Annotated in this window: 16 protein-coding genes, 2 tRNA genes and 1 pseudogene (1 of these 19 running past the window's edge); 4 read left to right on the top strand and 15 right to left on the bottom strand. The window is 42.5% G+C overall.

Annotated elements, in window-relative coordinates:
- The 14 genes and pseudogenes from COV43_01910 to COV43_01845 form a co-directional block, all read right to left on the bottom strand.
- Nucleotides 1–2,676: pseudogene (locus tag COV43_01910) on the bottom strand (hypothetical protein) (it extends 66 nt beyond the left edge of the window).
- Nucleotides 2,673–3,644 (bottom strand): hypothetical protein, encoded by a 972-nt coding sequence (locus COV43_01905; GenBank protein PIR26393.1) that lies wholly within the window; start codon nucleotides 3,642–3,644, stop codon nucleotides 2,673–2,675. The pseudogene COV43_01910 and the gene COV43_01905 overlap by 4 nt, the downstream one beginning before the upstream one ends.
- Before the next feature lie 382 nt (nucleotides 3,645–4,026).
- Nucleotides 4,027–4,935 (bottom strand): type II secretion system protein GspN, encoded by a 909-nt coding sequence (gspN, locus tag COV43_01900; GenBank protein ID PIR26392.1) that lies wholly within the window; start codon nucleotides 4,933–4,935, stop codon nucleotides 4,027–4,029.
- The gene (locus tag COV43_01895; protein ID PIR26391.1) at nucleotides 4,936–5,535 is read right to left on the bottom strand and encodes a hypothetical protein; all 600 of its coding nucleotides are present in this window, start codon (nucleotides 5,533–5,535) and stop codon (nucleotides 4,936–4,938) included.
- Nucleotides 5,532–7,151 carry a hypothetical protein gene (locus tag COV43_01890; GenBank protein ID PIR26390.1) on the bottom strand — a complete coding sequence of 540 codons (1,620 nt, stop codon included), beginning with the start codon at nucleotides 7,149–7,151 and terminating at the stop codon, nucleotides 5,532–5,534. Before COV43_01890 ends, COV43_01895 begins: the two co-directional genes overlap by 4 nt.
- Before the next feature lie 150 nt (nucleotides 7,152–7,301).
- Entirely contained in the window at nucleotides 7,302–8,627 is a 1,326-nt protein-coding gene (locus COV43_01885; protein PIR26389.1) for a hypothetical protein, read from the bottom strand.
- Nucleotides 8,624–9,325, bottom strand: a complete 702-nt coding sequence (locus COV43_01880) for a hypothetical protein (protein PIR26395.1) — start codon at nucleotides 9,323–9,325, stop codon at nucleotides 8,624–8,626. Before COV43_01880 ends, COV43_01885 begins: the two co-directional genes overlap by 4 nt.
- Nucleotides 9,326–9,559: 234 nt before the next feature.
- Nucleotides 9,560–10,234 carry a hypothetical protein gene (locus COV43_01875; protein PIR26388.1) on the bottom strand — a complete coding sequence of 225 codons (675 nt, stop codon included), beginning with the start codon at nucleotides 10,232–10,234 and terminating at the stop codon, nucleotides 9,560–9,562.
- Nucleotides 10,235–10,454: 220 nt separating this feature from the next.
- Nucleotides 10,455–10,898 carry a type II secretion system protein GspG gene (gene gspG / locus COV43_01870; GenBank protein PIR26387.1) on the bottom strand — a complete coding sequence of 148 codons (444 nt, stop codon included), beginning with the start codon at nucleotides 10,896–10,898 and terminating at the stop codon, nucleotides 10,455–10,457.
- A gap of 224 nt (nucleotides 10,899–11,122) precedes the next feature.
- Nucleotides 11,123–12,346 carry a type II secretion system protein GspF gene (gspF, locus tag COV43_01865; protein ID PIR26386.1) on the bottom strand — a complete coding sequence of 408 codons (1,224 nt, stop codon included), beginning with the start codon at nucleotides 12,344–12,346 and terminating at the stop codon, nucleotides 11,123–11,125.
- A 36-nt stretch (nucleotides 12,347–12,382) separates the two neighbouring features.
- A complete protein-coding gene (gene gspE, locus COV43_01860) occupies nucleotides 12,383–14,083 on the bottom strand; it encodes a type II secretion system protein GspE (protein ID PIR26385.1) in 1,701 nt (566 codons plus the stop codon).
- Between the two features lie 82 nt (nucleotides 14,084–14,165).
- Nucleotides 14,166–16,649, bottom strand: a complete 2,484-nt coding sequence (gene gspD, locus COV43_01855; protein PIR26384.1) for a type II secretion system protein GspD — start codon at nucleotides 16,647–16,649, stop codon at nucleotides 14,166–14,168.
- Nucleotides 16,636–17,592 carry a hypothetical protein gene (locus COV43_01850; GenBank protein ID PIR26383.1) on the bottom strand — a complete coding sequence of 319 codons (957 nt, stop codon included), beginning with the start codon at nucleotides 17,590–17,592 and terminating at the stop codon, nucleotides 16,636–16,638. The genes gspD and COV43_01850 overlap by 14 nt, the downstream gene beginning before the upstream one ends.
- 69 nt (nucleotides 17,593–17,661) lie before the next feature.
- On the bottom strand, nucleotides 17,662–19,641 hold the full coding sequence (locus tag COV43_01845; protein ID PIR26382.1) for a hypothetical protein: 1,980 nt from the start codon (nucleotides 19,639–19,641) through the stop codon (nucleotides 17,662–17,664).
- Here COV43_01845 and COV43_01840 point away from each other — a divergent pair.
- The 4 genes from COV43_01840 (at nucleotide 19,633) to COV43_01825 (ending at nucleotide 20,398) form a co-directional block, all read left to right on the top strand.
- On the top strand, nucleotides 19,633–19,848 hold the full coding sequence (locus COV43_01840) for a hypothetical protein (protein PIR26381.1): 216 nt from the start codon (nucleotides 19,633–19,635) through the stop codon (nucleotides 19,846–19,848). The two genes, COV43_01845 and COV43_01840, sit on opposite strands and share 9 nt — an antisense overlap.
- A complete protein-coding gene (locus tag COV43_01835) occupies nucleotides 19,836–20,090 on the top strand; it encodes a DNA-directed RNA polymerase subunit omega (protein PIR26380.1) in 255 nt (84 codons plus the stop codon). Before COV43_01840 ends, COV43_01835 begins: the two co-directional genes overlap by 13 nt.
- Before the next feature lie 66 nt (nucleotides 20,091–20,156).
- Nucleotides 20,157–20,243, top strand: a tRNA-Leu gene (locus tag COV43_01830).
- 82 nt (nucleotides 20,244–20,325) lie between these two features.
- Nucleotides 20,326–20,398: transfer RNA gene (locus COV43_01825), tRNA-Thr, on the top strand.
- On the opposite strand, the gene COV43_01820 is transcribed toward COV43_01825, so the two are convergent.
- A complete protein-coding gene (locus COV43_01820; protein ID PIR26379.1) occupies nucleotides 20,364–20,570 on the bottom strand; it encodes a hypothetical protein in 207 nt (68 codons plus the stop codon). The genes COV43_01825 and COV43_01820 overlap by 35 nt on opposite strands.
- Nucleotides 20,571–20,645: the final 75 nt, after the last annotated feature.

Below are 20,645 nucleotides of genomic sequence, written 5' to 3'. Positions count from 1 at the left end.
ATCGCCATAACGCGTAATGCTTGCTGCAGTTGGAGAAGTGATATCGCCTACGGGAGGCGTGCTGCGAAAGGTTCTGCCAAGACTGTCACGTTCTGTGATGAACTCGGGATGATTAGCCGCGGCTACCAAAGTTTCATCGGGAGTAAAGAAAGGCTCCGACGTAAACACCTGATACTGCTGCCTATCCTGAAGATAACGTGTTACAATTGCTCGGTAACTATGATCACTTCGTTCAGAGCGTGAAGACGTTTGAATGGTCTCACCCTGACCATTTTTATATGTGACACTACGAGGAAGGCGTGAACTTTCGGCGGGATCACTTGAGATATTTGTAAAATGTTTTACTGCTGTTGCAAACAAGCCATTTCTGCGATCAACTTTATCTTCATATTCAAAACGCTCTTTCCATTGTCCTTGAAACGTTCGTTCCAAAAGTCTTCCAAATCCATCATAAGAGAAAGTTTCAACACGTCCATCAGGAGTCGTTTTTTCTCTCTCTTTTCCTATTCTCACATCGTACTCGCTGTGACTTGTAAACTCGCCTGCTATAGTTGTTTGAAGAGGAAAAAGATGGTTCTCTTCGTCATAAAAAGTGGTGCTGATAGTTCCTTTTGGATTTGTGGCTTGAATCACATTTCCATAGGCATCGTATTCAAAACGACTGATGAGCTCTTGATCTTGTTCACCCTCGTAGGAAAGAGTTTCTTGCCGTGACATCACATTCAAATTCTCGTCATACTGTAAACGTACTACATTTCGAACAAGATCATTTCCCTCTACATTTCTAATTTGAGCTGCGTTTGATGTTGGCACTTCCCCAAAGGGAGTAGTGAAAGCAAGATAATCAACAAATTCAATTTTCCGCGGAGTATCAACACCAACTTCACCAAGATTAATTGTATTTATTATGTTTCCAGTTTCTGGATTGTAAGCAGATGTTGTAACTGTAGATCTTCCCCGATCAAGACCTTCGTAGTCTGTTGTTTTTTCGCGAACCAAACTCACAAATTTTATGAAATTATTGGCTTGAGTAAATGATGATTGCCACTCGTAGGTAGTGGTATCTTTGTGCACAAGATGAATGATCCCCGGTTTTCGAATGTAACGAGAAACACGATAGAGTTTCCCGGAAAGACTTGTTTGGGTCCATGGAGAAAAACCTTCAACCTCTTCTTCATCAGGAAGATCACGCGTTCGAATTGAAAACGAATGATCAAATCCAGGAAGATAATCATCCACAAAGCGAACAACACCTTTAATGTCGGTGTGTGCCTGATGATACCAACGGTTTTCAACGTTTCCCAAATGGTCACGAATTTGAACAAAACCAAACCCATCAAACTTTCTTGCTAAAGGATTGTTCCAAGGAAATTGATATTGCCCCATAGCATAATCAATGTTGGTAATTTTTTCTTCCTCACCCTCTTTCACCACAATCTTTGCAAGATTGAAGTTATGAAAAGGAAGCAGTCTATTTTTCATAAACGTTGTTGGACGATATGAAAGACGAGTGTCGACTCCAAGCCCATTATTGATCGCAATGAGAGCAAGTGGCGGCTCATGATATTCGTTTGAATTTGGTGTATAAAATTGTGTAAAGTGAACTTCGTACTGATCATCGCGTGTAGGAGCAATTCGATCTAAAAAACCATCCCCATTAACATCAATAAAGCCCGGAAAATTATTTTCGTATGAAAACTTATTTACAAAACGATCATTGTTAAGAGGATCGGGAAGAAAATGAGATTCACTGTCGAAGTTCGTTCCAAGATTATAATAAACGTTAAACCCATGACGGGCATCAGGTAACGTGGAAGAAGTGAGAAGGTCGGGTTTCCCATCGCTATTGATATCAATTAAATTGATTCTAGGAGGATTATCTCCTAGCAAAAAAGGATATTGCCATTCCTCATAATTTTCAAACCAACCATGACCAGTATTGTAATACACTTGGAGATAAGGAGAGTCATAACTTGGAGTATTACGATCTCTTGCAACACGATCAGGAAGACCATCACCATTCATATCAAGGATAAAATATTCAAAACTTCCTCCTTGAGGAGCTTGATCGTCCCACACTTCTGCTTCTGCATGAAAACGACGACCTTCGTTTATAAAAACAAGAAAGCGATCTTGATTTTGATCGTGATGAATACGGTCTCTTAATCCATCACCATTCATATCCTGAAAACTAAGCTCACCGCAATGCGCTTGGTATTCTTCTATCTGACAAATGGGGTCATCCCACAGTTCTCCATAACGAAATTCAGTCCCACTATTATATTTTACAAAATACCCACGATGAAGACCTTGGCCAATAATATTTATGTCTCCACCCAAGATACGATCAGGAAGATTATCACCGTTGAAATCGATCAAATCATTCAGCTCTTCACCTGGACAAGAACCGTTGCCATCATCACAGATATCGGGCCAGAGTTGTGCTTCTGCGTTAAAGTCACTGCCCGTGTTTACATAGACTTCAAAATTTCCCGTATCTCTGTTTTGAAAAACTCGATCAACAAGACCGTCACCATTCATATCAAAAAATCGATGGGCTTTATCATACTGTGTCGCTTGCCCAATGGGATCTTGGTAAACGTCATCGTTTGCAACCCAATAATTTTCGTCCGCTAAACTTGAATATTCAAACGTAGTTTCAGGAAGTGTCGTCACAATATTATTGTTTTGAGCTTGACCGTAATGCCAGCTAGCTTCAGCATTTGCTGGTCTTCTTCATATCGAAAAGTATATTCGTGAATTGGTCTTGCTTGGTTGGCACGTTCAAAAACAAGTACTTTACTTAAATGCTTTGAAACTGTTCTTCCAAATTCGCTTCGGAAGTCTGGGTTATCATGATCGTTATTACCATACTGCAAATCAACTCTGTACGTTCCAGGTTCATCACCATGACCAGTATATTCAATCTCATCTAAGACTATGTTTTGAACTTTGTAAGAATCTGTAGGATCTTCTTCACCATGAGTAAAAAAAGCATCTATGGAAGCTACTGAATAATGGTAGACAATAGTATTGTGATTTGGATCCTCAACATTTTCGAGGTACCATCTTAACGTCTTCGCTTGAGCTGTATTTTCAAGCCTAGTGTTTTCTCCTTGTCCAAAAAGATACTTCTTTCCGCTCTTGTCATACATGATCCAGTAATTTTGACATTTGAAGAAACGTTTTTGATCCGCGCTTTCGATCTTGTAGCGATAAGCTGTACAATTGTTAGGAGCTGCTCCCATAGAAAGCAGTTGTCGCGCTTGGCCATTTTCATATGAGATATAATCTTCGCCAGAATAATCAGGTAGACCTTTGATAGTAGAACGTTCGATATAATACAGGCTAAGTTCCCACCCCACTCCCACTTCACTAGGGCGAGAGCGACGATGGCTATTATAAAAAAAAGTTAATACTGGCGTCAGTCCTTGCCTGCCACTTGGAAGATCAATGTTGTAACGATAGGTTGCCGCACCCGTAAAATAATCAGGCTCAAAACTTGAGTTGCTCACGCCAGAACTGTCTGCTTCAGCGTTAACGGGACTACTTGCTTCCAAGGCGAATGCTTCTTGAATGAAGATAAAGGAAAACACAAAAACACAACCGATACTCAGCATGATGAAGGCAATGAATCGTTTCATTCACTCTTCCCCTTCTTTCGAAAAAAAACAATGTTGATGGACGATCTTCTCCAGAGGTAGATTTTCTGCTCTAAACACTGGAATCGCACAGTAGAGAGCAAGTCATATACCAGGAAAGCTAAGTGAAACGTGAGCTTAAAAGCTTCTTGTTTTCAAGGCGTTAAAAAAAGAGAAGGATGAAGTCTTCAGAACTGTTCTGAAATATGAACATGTGTTCTGTTCAAGATCCGGTAAATGGAATTGTTTTTTAAAAAGTGGAACATTTATTTTGCTGGAAGATGAAAAGCTTCAACACAGATTGCTTCAACAGAAATTGCTGGTTCTCCAACAAGACTTGTCCTCGAATGCTTTTGTCGGGGAGCATTCGGAGATGAGAAAAAAATTAAAGCGCTACGGAAAATGTGCCAATTTTTATTGATGGCCTTGCACCTCGGCCTGAGATGCTTAAAGGGTATGAGCCATCCGGACGCTTTTGTTTTTGCACGATAAATAAAAATGGAAGTGCATCGGAAAGTTTTTTGCTGGGATTAAACATTCCGTCCAAATCGAAACGTGTACTTTCGACAGAATCTCCAAAACCAACTCGACCTTTTAAATCGAGACCTAGATCACCACCTTCGAAAAGAAACTTTTCAACATTCAAACTTCCACGCACAATTTTTGCTTTTAAACCAGACGCCCTCCCCTTTGCGAAAACCACAGCTGGCAAGGGAATGCCGCCTTCATCCAATTTAAATTCGGATTCTTTGAGCTCCAAACTTCTAAAATCTAAATCCACCGAACCTGTGGAACGAATCCATCTTTGCTGATCCACTTTCAGTGAAATATTTCCATCGATACTGCTCCCAAGCTGCAAACCATATCGAGATGCCAATACTTTAATGGCTGAAATATTTACGGCATCAAAATCAAGGTCAAGGTCAATGGTGCTTCCGGCCAACGTTGCATCGCCATCAATCTCTCCGCCTCCAAGTTCAACAGAAAAAGTAAAATGTGGAGATGCAAAGAGCGTAGATAAAAGTGAAAGACGCGCAGATGCTTGTGGAATATTCATCACTTCAAATTTATTACTTCCGTCATTAAAATACATTTTCAATTTTTTTAGTTTGATACCCGTAATAAAAGAAGGCTTAAGCGACTCAAGCGATACTTCAACCTGGCTTCCCATTTGCTGTTCAATAAGAGTGACAAGCCTTTCTTTCAAGCTGTCGTAGGGAAACATCCAGTAGGTGAGAAAAATAAAACTGATGAGAAAGAAAAAAACATATCCAAGCAAGCGAAGCATTTTCATTTACAGTTCATCCTTCTCTTTCAACTTAAATGTTGAAACGGTAAATGATGCATCAAGTTCATTCTGCTTTTTATATCGCGTTTTTACCTCTAAGTTTTCAAGATGAAGATTTTTTGTAGGATGATTTTCAATCTCAAATAAAAAAGAAATCAAATCTTTCAAACTCACTTTTCGAATCCTCACCTCCACAGCGGCCTCTTCTACCAAATCGCTGGAAGGTTTCTTTTTTTCTTTAAGTGAATCAATACGCTCGGCAATACCAGCGCGAGTGGCAAGTGATTCGAGGGTTGTCGCAATGGAACTATCAAAACGTCCGAAAAGGCTTTGTTCAACTGCATCTAAATTTGCTTTCGTTTCATTGTAATGATCAATTTTTCGAATAACCTGCTTCAAATCATTTTTGCTGGTTTCAATGCTTTTGGTGAGGCTGCTCAAACTTCCCGAAGCAAGCGTAATGGGAAGAAACAAAATGAAAAAAAGCGCCACGCCAATTCCTGCAAGCGCAATGCTTTGCTCGCGTGAAGTTAAGGCCAAATATTTGGCGTAGAGGTTGTCAAATCGAACAGCCTCAAAATTGATTTTGAATTCTTTTAACTTCATGAACTCTCTTCTCCATCCTTTTTAAAATCGAGAGCAATACTAAATTTTATTTCACCTTTTGCGCCTTTGTTTCTATTTCCAATTTCAACATTTTTGAACATTGGAGATTTTCCAAGTGAATCACGAATTTTATCTACCGATTCAAACGAGTCAGTCACACCCGTAAACTGGGCTCTGTCTTTGGCAACGCTAATTTTTTCTACATCAAGTGTAAGTTCTTCACGAGCTGGAAGAATTTGTGAAATCTCTTTGAAAATATCGAGCGGCGAAACACCTTGCAGGCTTTCAATTTCTTTTTTTCTTTCTTCCACCTGCTGTTCTTTTGAAGTGAGGAGAGAGAGAGCACCCTTTTGGGTTTTAAACGCTTGAGGCGGAGCGTCAGGCAGAGCCTGTTTTATCACCTCTTCCATATCACGTTTCATCCTCTCGGATTCACCTTTTAAATGATAGTAGCTGATGGAAAAATAAGTAAGCGCCAACGAAATAATGAGAACACATGCTGCCACCAAATATTTTAAGCTGCCACCAATTTCCTCTACATCACCTTTGAACGCATCTTCACCTTGGCGAAAATTGATGTCGGGAGCACCAGCTGCAACACCTTTTAATGCCAACGCAAGTGCTTGCGGAATAACATGGCGATGTACTTCAGCATGCTCAAGTTTGCTAAAATGAAAATCACTGCAATTGACGTAAGTAATATTTTGCTTCAACTCACCTGAAAGGTATGACTCAAGACCTGGAAGACGTGATGAACCACCCGATAAATAAACTCCTTCAACCGAAATGGATTCTAAATCCCGAAACGTAAAAAGTGTTTGGCGAATATGAAGAAGCAATTCATCAATAACTGACTTAATACTTTTTTGAACCGCACTGGTAATGTCATCTAATTCTTCATCTTCAAATTCGTTGGGAAGTCTGCCCATTTCAATTTTAATGCGTTCAGCTTCTTCAAATGAAATTTGCAACGCGTCTGCAATGCGCTGTGTAATTGACTTTCCGGCTATTGATACTGCGCGCACATACCCAAGCCGTTTTCCGCTGCAGAGGGCAATGTTTGTTTTTTCGTGGCCGATGTCGATGATGGCGTAAGCACCTTCGGGGGGAACCAAGCCTAAATTCATGATGCTCACATAGTCGAGCGCTTCTGAACTTACAGTGCGAGGTTCTAAGCCCACGTGCTGCAAAAGATGCAAATGCTTTTTGAATTCTTCACGCTGCACGTAACACGCGATGACGCGTGTAGCTTCTTTTGTGGACCACAAAACAGAATGATCGATAATGAGATCATTCACATCGAAAGGAACATAGCTTTCAATTTCGAAAGGAAGTGTTTGTGCAATTTTTTTGCTGCTGCTAAAGGGAAATGTCACCAAGCGCGAAGAAACTCTTTGTGCGGAAATAGCGCTGTAACAAAAATCGCACGTAATATTATTGTCATCCATCAAGCCTTGCAGAGCAATGGCGCGCGACTCTTCCGGCGAAAGCAAATCATTGTATTGAATAACGCGCTCATAAAAGGCAACAAACTCAAACGACTTAAAGCTTCGCTCAATTTCTGCAATCTTTACGGAATAACTTCCAATGTCTATCCCGAGTATAATTTGCGGCATGAGAAACCCTCACGTGATAATTGAAAAGCTGCTTATTTTTAGTGTGTGTCTTGAAGTGATGAAGTCTAATGGCCCGAAAATACACTGATTTTCCCCATCAATCAACTCTTTTGTGCACTGTGTGGAAAGCAAAGTGAAAGAGGGAAAAGTTTAATACACTTTCCAATAAAGAAGAGGCCATTTGTCGGGGCTGCTTTCTTTCACATCTACGACTGCCTTCACGCGAACAATAACATCTGCAACTTGGCCTGTGGAAATGAGGGTGTAATATCTTCCCGTTGCGGTAATCAGATTTTTGAAAGACTCTTTGGCCTTTGCACTTTCTGCATCAACATTTCCTGCCACTTCTTGATCAACTGACAACGCTCCCCAAAAGGCATCCGTAACTTCCGCAACAAGGGCATCGCCAGCACTGCCAGCACTGCAGGCATCTTGGATACTTGAAACAAGGCGCGTCATCACCTCTTCGTCTGCAAGCCGCACTGGAGGCACGCCTGGTGTCGTCTCCACAAAAGTTTTTATAATGCCTTGCACTAAACCTTCATCAACACTGCAAATGTTGATTTTACCATCGCCGTAAATAGTAAAATTGGATTTGAGCGGTTCGAACCATTTTTCATTTACTCCTTCCACTTGATACACTTCATCAATCGTTGTGAAACTTGTGTTTTTCACTTTGTATTTTCTGCTGTTGCGCTCGTACAAACTCGATTCTGCGCCACCAGTTGAGCCGCCGTATTCGTTGATGTCTCTATTTTCATCTGTCCAATCAGCAATATTGCGCACAATTTCAACGGGTGGAATTTCGCTATCTTCAAATAAAAGTTCGTATTCGGGTTTTTGCAAAAAACTCGTAAGAATTTGTTTATGCAAATCGTACTCGCTAATACCTTGAGAAGTGCCTAAAGAAGATGAAGAACCTGCTGATGCTTTGAGTTTTGCAAACACATTGAGGTTCAACTTATTTGATTCATCAGCACAATCGATATCGAAGTCTCCCTCGAAACTCAAAAAATCAGCAGCACTTTGTTCATCGGAAAGACTAGTTACTTTTGGAAAATCTTCTCCGCCTGTTTCTAGGGAAGGTTCCTCGGCAGATGCAGTGGCATCTTCGGTATCCGCACCTTCGCCTAAACCACCTCCACCCAAAAATACAGCTCGAAGCAAACCTGTGGAAAGTGGAAATTGTTTGCAGAGTGGCAGTTGCGCACTTGCTCCAAGCAAACTGCCCAAGTTTTGCTGCTCTACTATTTGCCGAAACACTCTGTCGTACTTGAGTTCAAGCAATCCAAAATGAAACGCTGACTTCGCCAGATAGCTTGCCTTCAACCTATCCAAGTGATTACGTGCCAAGTGGTAATTGACATTGGTGTTATACGCAAACTCAATGCCCGCAACGGTGATAACCGTAATTGCAGACAGCACAAGCATCAGCGCAACGCCACGTTCATTTTTTTTTCGTTTTCGAAACTTCAAAACGTAATTACTCCTTTTGAAAGTGCCAACTTTACAATAGTGGACAAGACAATCACATCATCATCGTCTTCACTATCTGGATCTGCTAAAGAAATGGTGATGCGCACGGCATAAGGCAGCTTTTCTTTCCAGTCAATTTGCTCTGTGTTCCAGTCTTTGGTCCACTCATCTTTTCGATCATCATAATATTCAAGTTCGAACGTTTTGATGTTTTCGATAAGTGGATATCCCTTCCCTTCCAATTCTGTTTTGGTATCAAGCCACGGATCTTCCCTTCGTATTACACTCAGCTGTCTGGTTTCATCTAATGATACGCCTACCTCGTAAGCAATACGAGTTTCGTCAGATTCTTTAGCGCCTTCCCGCAAACGCAGATGGTTTAAGCTTGTAAAGCGAACGCCATCTTGATCGCCTTTGTCTTGTGCTATGAAAAATGTTTTCCATTGATTGTCTGAAGAGCTCCCTTCCGCCGAATTTGCTTTGGTGAGAAAAGCCACCGAGAGATCTGAAGAAATTTTCCGAAGCGCAACTCTTCCAGCTTGAAACAATTCATCACGTTTTTCCACACGATCTTTTGCACCCAACATTTGCCGAGACGACCCCGTAACCAAAACCATCACCATTCCCATAATGGCAACGGCCACCAACACTTCCAAAAGTGTGAAACCTGCTGGTTGATTTGTGCTTTTTAGTTTCATCCTGATATTTCCAGTTTACTCTTGGTTTTGCTTTGTCATTCTTCCACCTAAGGCGGAGGGAATTAGCGATTCCCACGCTTTATTGTCATCCTGAGTGGAACGAAGGATCTCCTCTGACAATTGAACAAGGAGATCACCACGTCGCTACGCTCCTCGTGATGACAAAGAATTGTGGATCCCCTGGTCAAGCCAGAGGATGACAAACCAAACCCTAATTATTTCCACTCACAAGCATCACTCTTCATCATCTAAAGTTCTGTACCTATCTTCAATCTTCACCGAACCGCTGACGGGATTGGTTTTGAGGGAGTAGGCCAAACTGTCATCTTCATCTCTAAAATTAATAACAGCATATTCAACATATCCATTTGGAAAAAAGGCAATGCTGGCTTTTCCTGAATCAACTGGACCTTGCAAGTGCTCTACATACACATCTTTGATGTACACTGAAGTTGGCAACTTGCTTGGCTTAAGAAGCCGTTCGGAAACTTGATCGAAGCTTGGAGTTTTTGGTTTGATGCGTTCAATTTCTTCATCTTGAAGCAGGCTTTTTGATTTTGCTTCATCCAATAAAGACTTTGAAGCAGTTGATTTTCCACTTGCTGCAAAGGCCTGAGGGTTAGCCAGCAAATAAGGATCACCCGTTGCTTCTATCCAATAGGCGCGCTCATCAATATCGAGAATAAGCCGAAAGTAAATACCTTCGGTTGCCGACTTGTTGTAGAGATAACGAATGGTAGCGGCAAGTTTGCTTGAGGCTTGCTTTATATCACGATCGAAAAGATCATTGGTTTGGCTCACCACCAAACCAACTACCAACGCAACAACAGCAAGGGTTACCAACAACTCAAAAAGAGTAAAACCTGCTGCTGACTTTAGCTTTTTTTTTGTGGAAGAAAAAAAATTCATCATATTTTTTTAGTTTTTTTGTCATCCTGAGGCCACAGCCGAAGGATCTCCTCTGTCAATTGAACGAGGAGATCACCTTGCCTGACCGGCAGGCAGGCCACGTCAGCTTCGCTTCCTCGTGATGACAGCACGTTAATTGTCCACATAACCTAAAACGATAAAACAAAAAAAGGCGAGCCCACTCTTTATGAACTCGCCTCTTCATTTTTATTGCGGAAAATTAACTATCCGTTTCAAAACTTGAAATATCTGCATCAACTTCTTCTCCTCCTTCGACACAGTCTGCCCCAAGAGAATAAATTTCATAATCGTGCCCTTGAATGCCGGGGCTGTAATAAACGTAGTCGCAATTCCATGGATCTTTAGGCAAGGACTTCATGTAGCCTTTTGAAGGATAACGTTTTGGAACTCTTCCCACACTTGGTTTTTCTACCAACGCCTGCAAACCTTGTTCTGTTGCGGGATAGAAGCCAGCATCACGACGAAATTGATCAAGCGTATCTTCAAAAGCCTTCATCTGCGTTTTGGCCGTGTCAATTTTTGCTTCGTCTAGCCTTTCAAGCACGTTGACCGTAACTACTGTAGCGATAAGACCCAAAATGGTAATAACCACCATGATCTCGATGAGCGTCATACCGCGAACGTTTTGGAAATATTTTTTCATTTCTCTCCTCCTCTTTCTAACGTGAACAATGCAATTTCGCGCATTCTACACAAGACAACAGAATACTCAAGTGACAATTCCAACACTTTATTGTCATCCTGAGTGGAAACGCCCGCCTGCCGGACGGGCAGGAAGGATCTCCTCTGACAATTGAACGAGGAGATCACCTTGCCTGACCGGCAGGCAGGCCACGTCGCTATGCTCCTCGTGATGACAAGCAGCAACTACAACTGATTCAACTTAAGAATTGGCAAAAGAATTGACATTACAATGAATGAAACCACGCCTGCCATCACTAAAATCATGAGCGGCTCCAGCAAAGAAGTGAGCGCTGATAAGGCGTTGTCTACTTGGCCGTCATAGGTATCGGCAACGCGTTCCAGCATACTTTCGAGTTCGCCTGTTTTTTCTCCAATCCCAATCATATGCGTAACCAACGGAGGAAAATGTGGGCTTTTTTTCAATTGGTCAGCAACGCCCTGACCTTCTCGCACCATGTCGCGCGTTTTTTCCAACGTTTCTTTCAGCACAACGTTGTCTACAACTTTTGACACAATATCAATTGCAGTTAAAAGAGGAACTGCACTTCCCAGCAAAGTAGAAAGTGTTCTTGAAAAACGTGAAACCGCTACCATGCGATTTACATTTCCAAAAAGTGGCATCGTCAGCTTTTTCCCGTCAAACCACATTCTGCCCTTGGGAGTGGAAATATATTTTCTCGCTCCAACAATGCCAGCAACAACAAAAATAATTCCGAGCCACCAATAGTTGGTAAGAAAACCACTCACTCCCATCAAAATTTTTGTGGGAAGTGGAAGCGCAGCGCCAGTGTCACTTAACATCTCAGTTACCTTCGGCACCACAAAAGTGAGAAGACCTGTAATTAAAATAATGGCAACCACAGACATAATGGCTGGATAAATCATGGCGCTTACTACTTTGCCTTTTAGTTTTGCCTGGCTCTCGGTGAAATCTGCAAGCCTGTCCATCACCACATCAAGGGCACCACTGGACTCACCTGCTTCAACCATGTTGATGTAAATATCGCCAAAAATATTTTTGTATGGTCGAAGTGCATCTGCAAGCTTGTCACCTTCGGTTACTTTTTGCTTTACGGTGGAAAGGAGATTTTTGAGTTTTGGATTTTCAATTTGATCAATCAAGGCTTCAAGAGCTTCCACCAACTGAATGTTAGCCGACAGCAAAGAAGAAAGCTGACGTGTCATGAGAGAAACATCTTGAAGTTTTACTTTTTGGAAAAATTGGGAAAAGTTGATGTTCATTCCCATCGAAACAGACTGAGAAATAGTTCCTTGAAGTCCAAGCTTCGTGGGAAACACACCCATTTTGCGCAACTTCATTCGCGCGGCGCGTTCATTATCGGCATCCACCTCGCCCGCAGTTTGCTTGCCCTGCGCATTGATACCAATGTAAGAATAAACGGCCATGTTCTTTACACTCCAAAGTGAAAAAAGATCAACACGTTAACCAAGTGATTCTTCTTGAGTAATCCTCAAGACTTCTTCGATGGTGGTAACGCCAAGAATAACTTTATTAATTGCGTCATCACGAAGCGAAATCATTCCTTCTGTTATGGCAAGTCTTTTTACTTCGGAAGCATCCGCATTTTTAATAATGAGCTGACGAACTTTATCGGTAATAAACAAGACTTCGTGAATACCCGCTCGGCCAGCGTAGCCAGTTTCAAGACACGCGGGGCAACCTACTGCGCGGTACAATTGTTTTCCCTTCAAAAATTCACGTTCGATGCCAAGCCGCTCTAGTTCTATATCTTCTGGCGTATACAAACGCGCGCATTCTCTGCAAACCGTTCGCACAAGGCGCTGAGCCACAATACCAATCACAGAAGACGCAATCAAAAACGGTTCAATACCCATGTCGACAAGACGACTAATTGAAGCCGGAGCATCATTGGTGTGCAAAGTAGAAAGGACCAAGTGACCAGTGAGTGAAGCTTGAATTGCAATCTCAGCCGTTTCGCTATCACGTATCTCACCCACCATGATGATGTCTGGATCTTGGCGTAAAAAAGCGCGAAGACACGAAGAAAACGTGAGGTCAATTTTGGGATTCACTTGCATTTGATTGATACCATGAAGCTGATACTCCACCGGATCTTCCGCGGTAAGAATTTTCACTTCATTGGTATTGAGTTTTGTAAGCGCTGCATAAAGCGTTGTAGTTTTACCAGATCCCGTTGGACCGGTTACCAGTAAAATTCCATTTTTATGATCGATGAGTCGCTTAAATTTTTCCAAGTTTTTCGGATGAAAGCCAAGCTTGTCTACATCAAGCATCACCGAACTGGTATCAAGCAAACGCATTACCGAACTTTCGCCATGCGCAGTTGGAATGGTAGATACACGAATATCAACATCTTTGCCGGCAATTTTAATTCGAATTCTTCCATCTTGCGGAATACGTTTTTCAGCAATGTTCAAGTGACTCATGACTTTGATACGAGAAAGAATTGCACTATGCGCGCGTTTTGGAATGGAGAGAATATCGTAGAGCACACCGTTAATGCGAAAGCGCACTTTCACTTCGCGCTCGAAAGGTTCAATGTGAATATCACTCGCCCTTTGTTTCACCGCTCGAAACATGAGCGTGTTAACAAGCCGAATAATTGGAGCCTCGTCGTCGGCATCCAAAAGATCAACCGGCTCGTTGAAATCTCCGCTGATATCTTCACCTTCGTTTAGCTCACTAATGGCTTCGTCGCCCGCATCGTCAGACTTGTTGTAGGCTGCATTGATGGCGTTTACAATTTCGTAAGAACTGGCAATCACTGGCTGCACATCGGCATTGAGTAAAATGCGCAAATCATCCAGCGCGTAAAAGTTGGTGGGATCGGCAATGGCCACAATAATAGTTTTGCCTTCGCGCCGCAGCGGAAGCACCTCGTTTTGTTTTGCGTAGCTAATGGGAAGTTGGGAAATGAGATCGGAAGGAATGCCATCTACTTCTATTCCGTTTTCGTAGGGAAAACCCAACTGGATGGAAAGTGCCTTCAGAATGTCTTCGCTTCTGAGTAACTTCAACTGCACCAAAGCTTCACCCAGCCTAATGCCACGCTCACGCTGAACCGCAAGCGCTTGCTCGAGTTGCTCCTCGGTGAGGGAGGATGTTTCAAGAAGAATTGAGCCTAAACTACGAGAATCCATAGGTTTTCATTGTAACTGCTTTGCTTTCGTTTGCAAAGTCTCTTTTTCCCGCTTTTGGCGGTGTGTGAGGTTTTTTATCTGCCTAATAGGCCAAATCAAGGTCTCCTGGCGGTGGAGTGCTGCCTTCTGCAGGAGCGCTTGGCGGCACTACTTTTGGCCTTCCGGGATTAATGTTAACCGAGGGCACAGGAGCGGACTTGGCTTCAGCATTATTCGGCGTAGTGGAATAGCGCTTTTTGTCGAGGGACGGCACCGTAATTACTGGCTCGGAAGAACCGGAGCTAGGAGGCACAGACGAAGAAAGGGCCGACGGCGATGCATCGTTAATTTCGTAATAACTTGAAGGAGCACTTGCACTTTCAGAAACAGGACCTGTTGAGGAAAAGGAAATTTTGCTCACATTTGGCGAACCAATATTCTCACCTGGCTGTTGCACTTTTGGAGGAGCTTTCTTTTCTTCATCATCCTCCCCTTTGATTCCCCCATCAACAAAATCGAGCAAGTCTTGTCGATGCGCCGCTAAGGTATCACGAATTGTTTGACGCTGCTTCGAATTAAAATTGTTATTTACAAAACGATTTCGCTCTTCAATTTTTCGGCGCATCACATTTGAAAAATCATTTGGAGTTCTAATCACATAGGGCGTGATGAGAATAAGCAAATTACTTTTGGTGTTCGATGAAGTTGAAGTTCTAAACAAAAGACCAAGAATAGGAATGTCTCCTAAAAATGGAACTTTACTTTTGCTGTGCGTAACATTGTCTTGCATCAAACCACCCAGCACAACCGTTTGACCATCTTGTGTCACAACAGTAGTTGAAACTTTTCGTTTTGACGAAGGCGCGGCACCAGTATCGGGATCGGCAGTTCCGGTGAAGTTTGAAAGCTCTTGATCGATTTTCATTTTCACTGTGTCGCCTTCACTAATTTGCGGAGTAAGCTTCAAGATCAAGCCCGATTCAAGTGGCGTGGGCTCTTGCGTAGAAAGACCAGTTGCAGTGTTGGTAACTTTTTTGGCATAAATTTTCTCGGTGATGTTAATTTCAGCTTCTTCATTATCAAGCGTCAGTAAATTTGGTGACGAAACAATGTTGGCATCGGAATAAGTTTGAATCAGATTGAGAAAAGCAGAATATGCCGGAAGCGTTACATCTGAAGAACCACCCGTTTCAGTGGGAACACTCACCGTAATATTATCTCGCGACAAAACTCCACCCACAAGTCCGCCAGAACTAAAGAGCCCGCCCAAGCCAGCGGTGGCCGCAAACGTTTGGCCAAAGCCAAGAAGATTGCCAAAACCTCCACTTCCAAAACCTTTCAGGCCATAATCATCGGCCTTGCGTACGGCAAGTTCCATAATGGTTGATTCAAGGTAAACTTGTTTTCTGGGAATATCGAGTTTGCTAATGAGCTCATCCACAAGAATTTTGTAATCTTTTGCAGACGAAGTAATGATGAGCGCATTGGTAGTTTCATCAGCGCCAATTTTTATGCCGCCTTCAAACTGTGCAACCGCTGGTTGGCCCGTAGTCTTCCCCTTTGCAGCAGTTGCAGCTCCAGCACCTGCCGTCACCGAACTTAAGGTGGAAGCAATATCGCTAGCCTTTGCATGCTTCAAGTAGTGAACATGCACACCGCCTGTATCACCTGTTTCCAATTTGGTATCGAGACGCGCAATGATATCGCGAACATTTTGGATAGAACGTTTACTGGCAACCACAATGATAGAGTTGGTTCTGTCATCGGCAATAATTTTTGAAACTTGCTCCTCACTATCGGCTGCACCTTTTACCGTTCTTCTGTTATTCGCTTTTCCAGCCTCAAAAAGATTGAGCACGGTTGATGCCACTTGCTTTGCATCGGCGTTAACAACTGGAATAATTTCTACCACTTGCTGTGGACCCTCTTGGTCTAATTCTTTGATAATTTTCATCAAGCGATCAATGTTGGTGCCCGAATCGGTGATGATGAGCGTGTTTGTGGCCGGATAGGCAAAAAGATTTCCCGATTTTGAAATGAGGCCTTTGATGGCATTGGAAATTTCTAGCGCACTAATGTTTTCGAGGTTTACCAATCTTGTCACATAGCTATCAGTGAGCGGAGTAGAATCAACATGAATGGGAATGGGAGAAGACTTCGCATCTTTTTGTTGAATGACTTTCAAAATCCCTGCAGGCCCCTTCACTACTGTGTATCCCGCCACCTCAAGTGCAGAGAGAAAAGCTTGATAGGCTTCTTCTCTGGTCATTTTTTGTTCTGAAATAATGGTCACTTTTCCACGAATTTTGTCATCGATGATGAAGTTCTTTTTGGTGGCCTTACTAATTTGCTTAATCACATCTTTGATGTCTTGGCCTTGCACATTTAAGTAAACCAAATCATCTTGAGGTGATTTTTGTTCTTCTGCAGCTGCTTGACTTGGCTGCTGAACATCGGCAGCATCAGCATCTTGGCTGCTGGGAAGTGTAACTCTTTCTTGATCTGCACTTTGTTGCGCAAACACAACAGAAGAAACAGAAAGAAGTGAACAGAAAAAGAAAAGGAATAAAAGTTTAGCGTATTTCATAATCAATAGTTTGTGCCTGTCCTTGTCGAATTAAGTCTACGGTAAGACTTTTCGCATCTTTCAGCTGGTTGAAGATAGCAAAACCTTGTTTAACATCAAGCTCCAATCCATTTATTCTTTGGAGCACATCGCCTCTACGGAGGCCAATTTTTGAAAACAGTGAACCATTTTTTACCGATAAAATTTTCATTCCCGCAACTTTACCGCCAGAAAAATTAGGGACAGCTCTAATTTCGGTATAAAGCTTATCTAAATTCTGTAATGCGTTCTCTACTTCTTTTTGGTCGATCACAAACTTTCCAGCAGCCTCTTGCTTTACCGCAAAATCGCCACCTGCTGGTGTTTGCGGCGACACATCTTTCTCTTCAGCTCCGGCTTGAGCCACTGCTGATGGAGAGGCAAAAATATTTGTTCCATCGCCCTCTCCCACTTCTGCATACTCTAATCGGCCATTATTCAAAAATTCGATGCGATCTGGTGCAACCAGCGTAAGTGTTGTGTTTGGCGCAAAACTCTCATCTCCACGAACAGAATAGACATCGATGCTTTTGGAGCCGGAGCTAATGGTAGCTGACGAACGATTGTCCCTTCCCTCGCCCACCACAAGCACACCAATAACCGTGATGCTCAACTTGGTGAGAACTGCTTCGCCGCCTTCTATTATTTCAGCATCTTCATCTGCATCGCTATCGGCCGTTTGATCTTCACTTACTTGATTGGTAGAATCAAAAATGTTTCTGTCGATGATGATTTGATATTCTTCCAACAATTTTCTTTCCGGCTGAAAGACTTTTGAGCGCTCGGAGCTAAAAACCGCAACTGACCTCTTCACTTGCAACACGGTGCCAACGTAGGCTCCCACAATCTTGGCGAGAAAAAACGAGCATAAGAAGATTGCCAGGAGATTTAAAATCCAAGAATATTGACGCAATAATCCACCCATAAACTAAAACCTCTTAAGTGGTGCATTATACATATAATGTAAGTACCGTAAAATAAAAAATTTTTTGAATTAAGCTTTGGCTTCCGCGCCAGCATTTTTCTCTCTTTGCTGCGGAAGTAAAAATGAAAAGCGAGCACCAGAACCAAGATTACTCTCTACCCAAATGATACCATGATGAAGTTCGATAAATTGTTTTGCAAGCGCAAGCCCCAAACCAGTTCCGCCGTATGAACGCGTCATAGAACTGTCCACTTGGTGGAAAGCTTCAAAAATTGTTTCTTGCTTTTCCTTCTCAATGCCAATGCCAGAATCTGAAATATACACTTCAAAAAATGAACCTTGTTCAAGATGCGAAGTAAATGCTTCCGCAAAATCTGGATGCAACTTTTTGTAGTCTTGGAGCGAGGCGTAAAATGATGTGCCCACGGTGATAGCGCCGTTGTGAGGAGTAAACTTTATGGCATTCGAAAGCAGATTGAGCAAAACTTGCTGCACTTTTTTTTCATCAGCACACACAACAGGCAAGGAATCTTCAAGGCTTAAGTGCAAGCGGATATTTTTTCTTTGAATAAGCGAGCTGGTCATTCCTTGCAAACGCTGAATCAATGCTGGCAAGCTGAAGGTGTTTTCTTCGAGGTCCATTTTTCCAGCTTCAATTTTTGCCAAGTCAAGTAATCCGTTGATGAGACGAAGCAGTTCTGAACCGTTGTACAATACTTCGTGCAAACTTTCTTGTTGCTCTGTGTTTAAATCGCCCATTACTCCTTCGAGTAACAATTCCGAAAAACCAATAATGGCCGTGAGCGGAGTGCGAAGCTCGTGGCTCATCGTAGCCAAAAATTCCGACTTCACTCGGTTGGCTTCTTCAAGTGACTTGTTGGCCAAACGCAATTCTTGAATCAAACTTGCAGCCTCGATGGACAGCGCAATATGATCAGCAAAGGCTTGCAGCCGTTCGACTGTGTATTCATCAACAAATTTTTTCTCGCTGAGACCAACAAAAGCGCCCAAAACTTTTCCCGCAGAAATAAGCGGAACAATGCTAACTCGTTTTACTTTTAACAAAGTTTGAATTTGGGAAATAGTTTTTGAATCCACAAAATCTGAAAAATCGTTCATCACTTCAGAAAGATCTTTTCGAAAAATAATTTTCTTTTGCAAGAGTTCTGAGAGAAGAAGATTTTCGGCACATTCATCCAAAAAAAGATGCTTCTTCATCCGAAAAAGAGTTGGCATTTTTTCTTTCAACACCTTCATTGTTTTTGATTTTTGTAGAAAGTGCAGTGCCATTTTTGTTCGATCGCCCTCTTTTTCGAAGCGAAGCATAAACACCAGCGAAAAATGCAAGCCCTCTTCCAAAGAACCCAAAATGCGTTCGATGACTTCAGAAAGCGAAACAACACTGCGAACAGTAGAACTCATGGTATGAAGTGCATTGAGCTCGCGGTTTTTTTCTTCGAGCTCTTTCTCTCTTCTTCGCGAAAAATGGCTGGCACTTTTCACCGCGTAAACGGTGAAGGCCAAAAACGCCGCCGCAAAAATGAAGCGCGCAGTTGGCGTGTAAGCTGGGATGGGGATTTGGTTGCCGTAGTCTAAAATGAGCGGCCGAATCCAACCGGCATCGCAAGCAACTTGAAATATTCCGTACCAAAAAGCAGTGAAAATGGCCACCGAGCCGGCGATGAGGTGATTGTAAAACACACCGATGAAGAAAATGTAGAACACATATATAGTATAGTATGGACTGTGCGGCCCACCAGTGAGGTAGATAATGGAGGTGATGGCGGTAAGATCTGACACCACTTCCAGAAAAAAGGAGAAAATGAGCCACCGTTTTCGCAGCACATTGTAGTAAGCAAAAATAACCAGGGAAAAGCAAAGGATGATCAAAACGCTTGTAATCAGCGTTTGGCTGAGAACATCACGCAAAAAGTAGAGGTAGAAAACCCAGAAGCCAAAAAAAACCAGAAGACGAAGCCGCACCACAAAAAGGTGGCGTTCTCGGTATTCTGGCAGGGTTGAAAGGAGCATTTCTCCAAGTTGTTTCATAAACTTAGGGAATCTATCACAAGCGTATTGTCAGGTCAATTTCCTCCTCTGCTTTTAGCAGGAATCTGTAAAAAAACTCTCCAGCCCAGAAACGCAGTGCCAATCGGAACAGCCAGCCGCCGTTTTGACCAGAAGACTGTTGACATTTCAGCACTTTTTCGAATAGATGCGCCCTTAAATCTTAAGGAGATACCATGGCTCGAGTAACAATAGAAGACTGTTTAGATGTGGTGGATAACCGTTTCGCCCTTGTTCATGCAACAGCCGAACGCACGAAGCAATTGTTTCAAGGTTCAAAACCGTTGGTGAACTGCAAAAACCGCGAAGCCGTAACCGCTTTGCGCGAAATCGCCGACAACAAACTCGACATAAAATACGTTACACGTGGAGAAGATACCTACGAGATGGCAGCCGGTTTTGATGGGGATGAAAAAACGATAGAGATTTAGTTTTTTTCGCAGGAGCAATCATTTCAAAAAGATTTTAAATCACGAACTTGCCTTAAGGCAAGCTTCGCCGGGGTGGTGAAATTGGTAGACGCGTCAGACTCAAAATCTGATGGGTGTAAGCCCGTGCCGGTTCGAGTCCGGCCCTCGGCACCAGAAAAGCAGTTTGTAGTTTTGAGTTTATAGTTAGGGTTATAACTAAGAACCATGAACCAAAAACTATAAACTGCTTTTTATCGCCGGGGTAGCTCAGTTGGTAGAGCAACTGATTCGTAATCAGTAGGTCGTGGGTTCGATTCCCATCTCCGGCTCATTTAAAGTGGTTTTAAGGCGTGCTTGAAAAACAATTACATCTTTCATACTCAAAATAAATTTAAAAACCCCCTGGCCACTCATTTTCTTTATAACATTGAACCGCACCTTGATAACCAATAGGAATACTGCCATATCTTTTTGTGCCGGCATATACTTGGTAACTTGCATTAGGGCGTGTTAACACTAATTGACAAAGAAGAGATAAAGTGAGATGTGGGAGGGATGGAACTTACAAAAGCTCAA

This window comes from Deltaproteobacteria bacterium CG11_big_fil_rev_8_21_14_0_20_42_23 (assembly GCA_002796345.1).
GTDB lineage: Bacteria > UBA10199 > UBA10199 > 2-02-FULL-44-16 > 2-02-FULL-44-16 > 1-14-0-20-42-23.
Note: the sequence above shows the minus strand (reverse complement) of the source record. Positions and strands in the feature narration are given on the sequence as shown.

Excerpts from the sequence above, each read along its gene's own strand:
- COV43_01890 (PIR26390.1), bottom strand. The coding sequence starts at position 7,151 with ATGCCGCAAATTATACTCGGGATAGACATTGGAAGTTATTCCGTAAAG.
- gspN (PIR26392.1), bottom strand. The coding sequence starts at position 4,935 with ATGAAAATGCTTCGCTTGCTTGGATATGTTTTTTTCTTTCTCATCAGT.
- gspG (PIR26387.1), bottom strand. The coding sequence starts at position 10,898 with ATGAAAAAATATTTCCAAAACGTTCGCGGTATGACGCTCATCGAGATC.
- gspF (PIR26386.1), bottom strand. The coding sequence starts at position 12,346 with ATGGCCGTTTATTCTTACATTGGTATCAATGCGCAGGGCAAGCAAACT.
- COV43_01905 (PIR26393.1), bottom strand. The coding sequence starts at position 3,644 with ATGAAACGATTCATTGCCTTCATCATGCTGAGTATCGGTTGTGTTTTT.
- COV43_01880 (PIR26395.1), bottom strand. The coding sequence starts at position 9,325 with ATGAAACTAAAAAGCACAAATCAACCAGCAGGTTTCACACTTTTGGAA.
- COV43_01820 (PIR26379.1), bottom strand. The coding sequence starts at position 20,570 with ATGCAAGTTACCAAGTATATGCCGGCACAAAAAGATATGGCAGTATTC.
- gspD (PIR26384.1), bottom strand. The coding sequence starts at position 16,649 with ATGAAATACGCTAAACTTTTATTCCTTTTCTTTTTCTGTTCACTTCTT.
- COV43_01895 (PIR26391.1), bottom strand. The coding sequence starts at position 5,535 with ATGAAGTTAAAAGAATTCAAAATCAATTTTGAGGCTGTTCGATTTGAC.
- gspE (PIR26385.1), bottom strand. The coding sequence starts at position 14,083 with ATGGATTCTCGTAGTTTAGGCTCAATTCTTCTTGAAACATCCTCCCTC.
- COV43_01875 (PIR26388.1), bottom strand. The coding sequence starts at position 10,234 with ATGAATTTTTTTTCTTCCACAAAAAAAAAGCTAAAGTCAGCAGCAGGT.
- COV43_01850 (PIR26383.1), bottom strand. The coding sequence starts at position 17,592 with ATGGGTGGATTATTGCGTCAATATTCTTGGATTTTAAATCTCCTGGCA.
- COV43_01845 (PIR26382.1), bottom strand. The coding sequence starts at position 19,641 with ATGAAACAACTTGGAGAAATGCTCCTTTCAACCCTGCCAGAATACCGA.
- COV43_01835 (PIR26380.1), top strand. The coding sequence starts at position 19,836 with ATGGCTCGAGTAACAATAGAAGACTGTTTAGATGTGGTGGATAACCGT.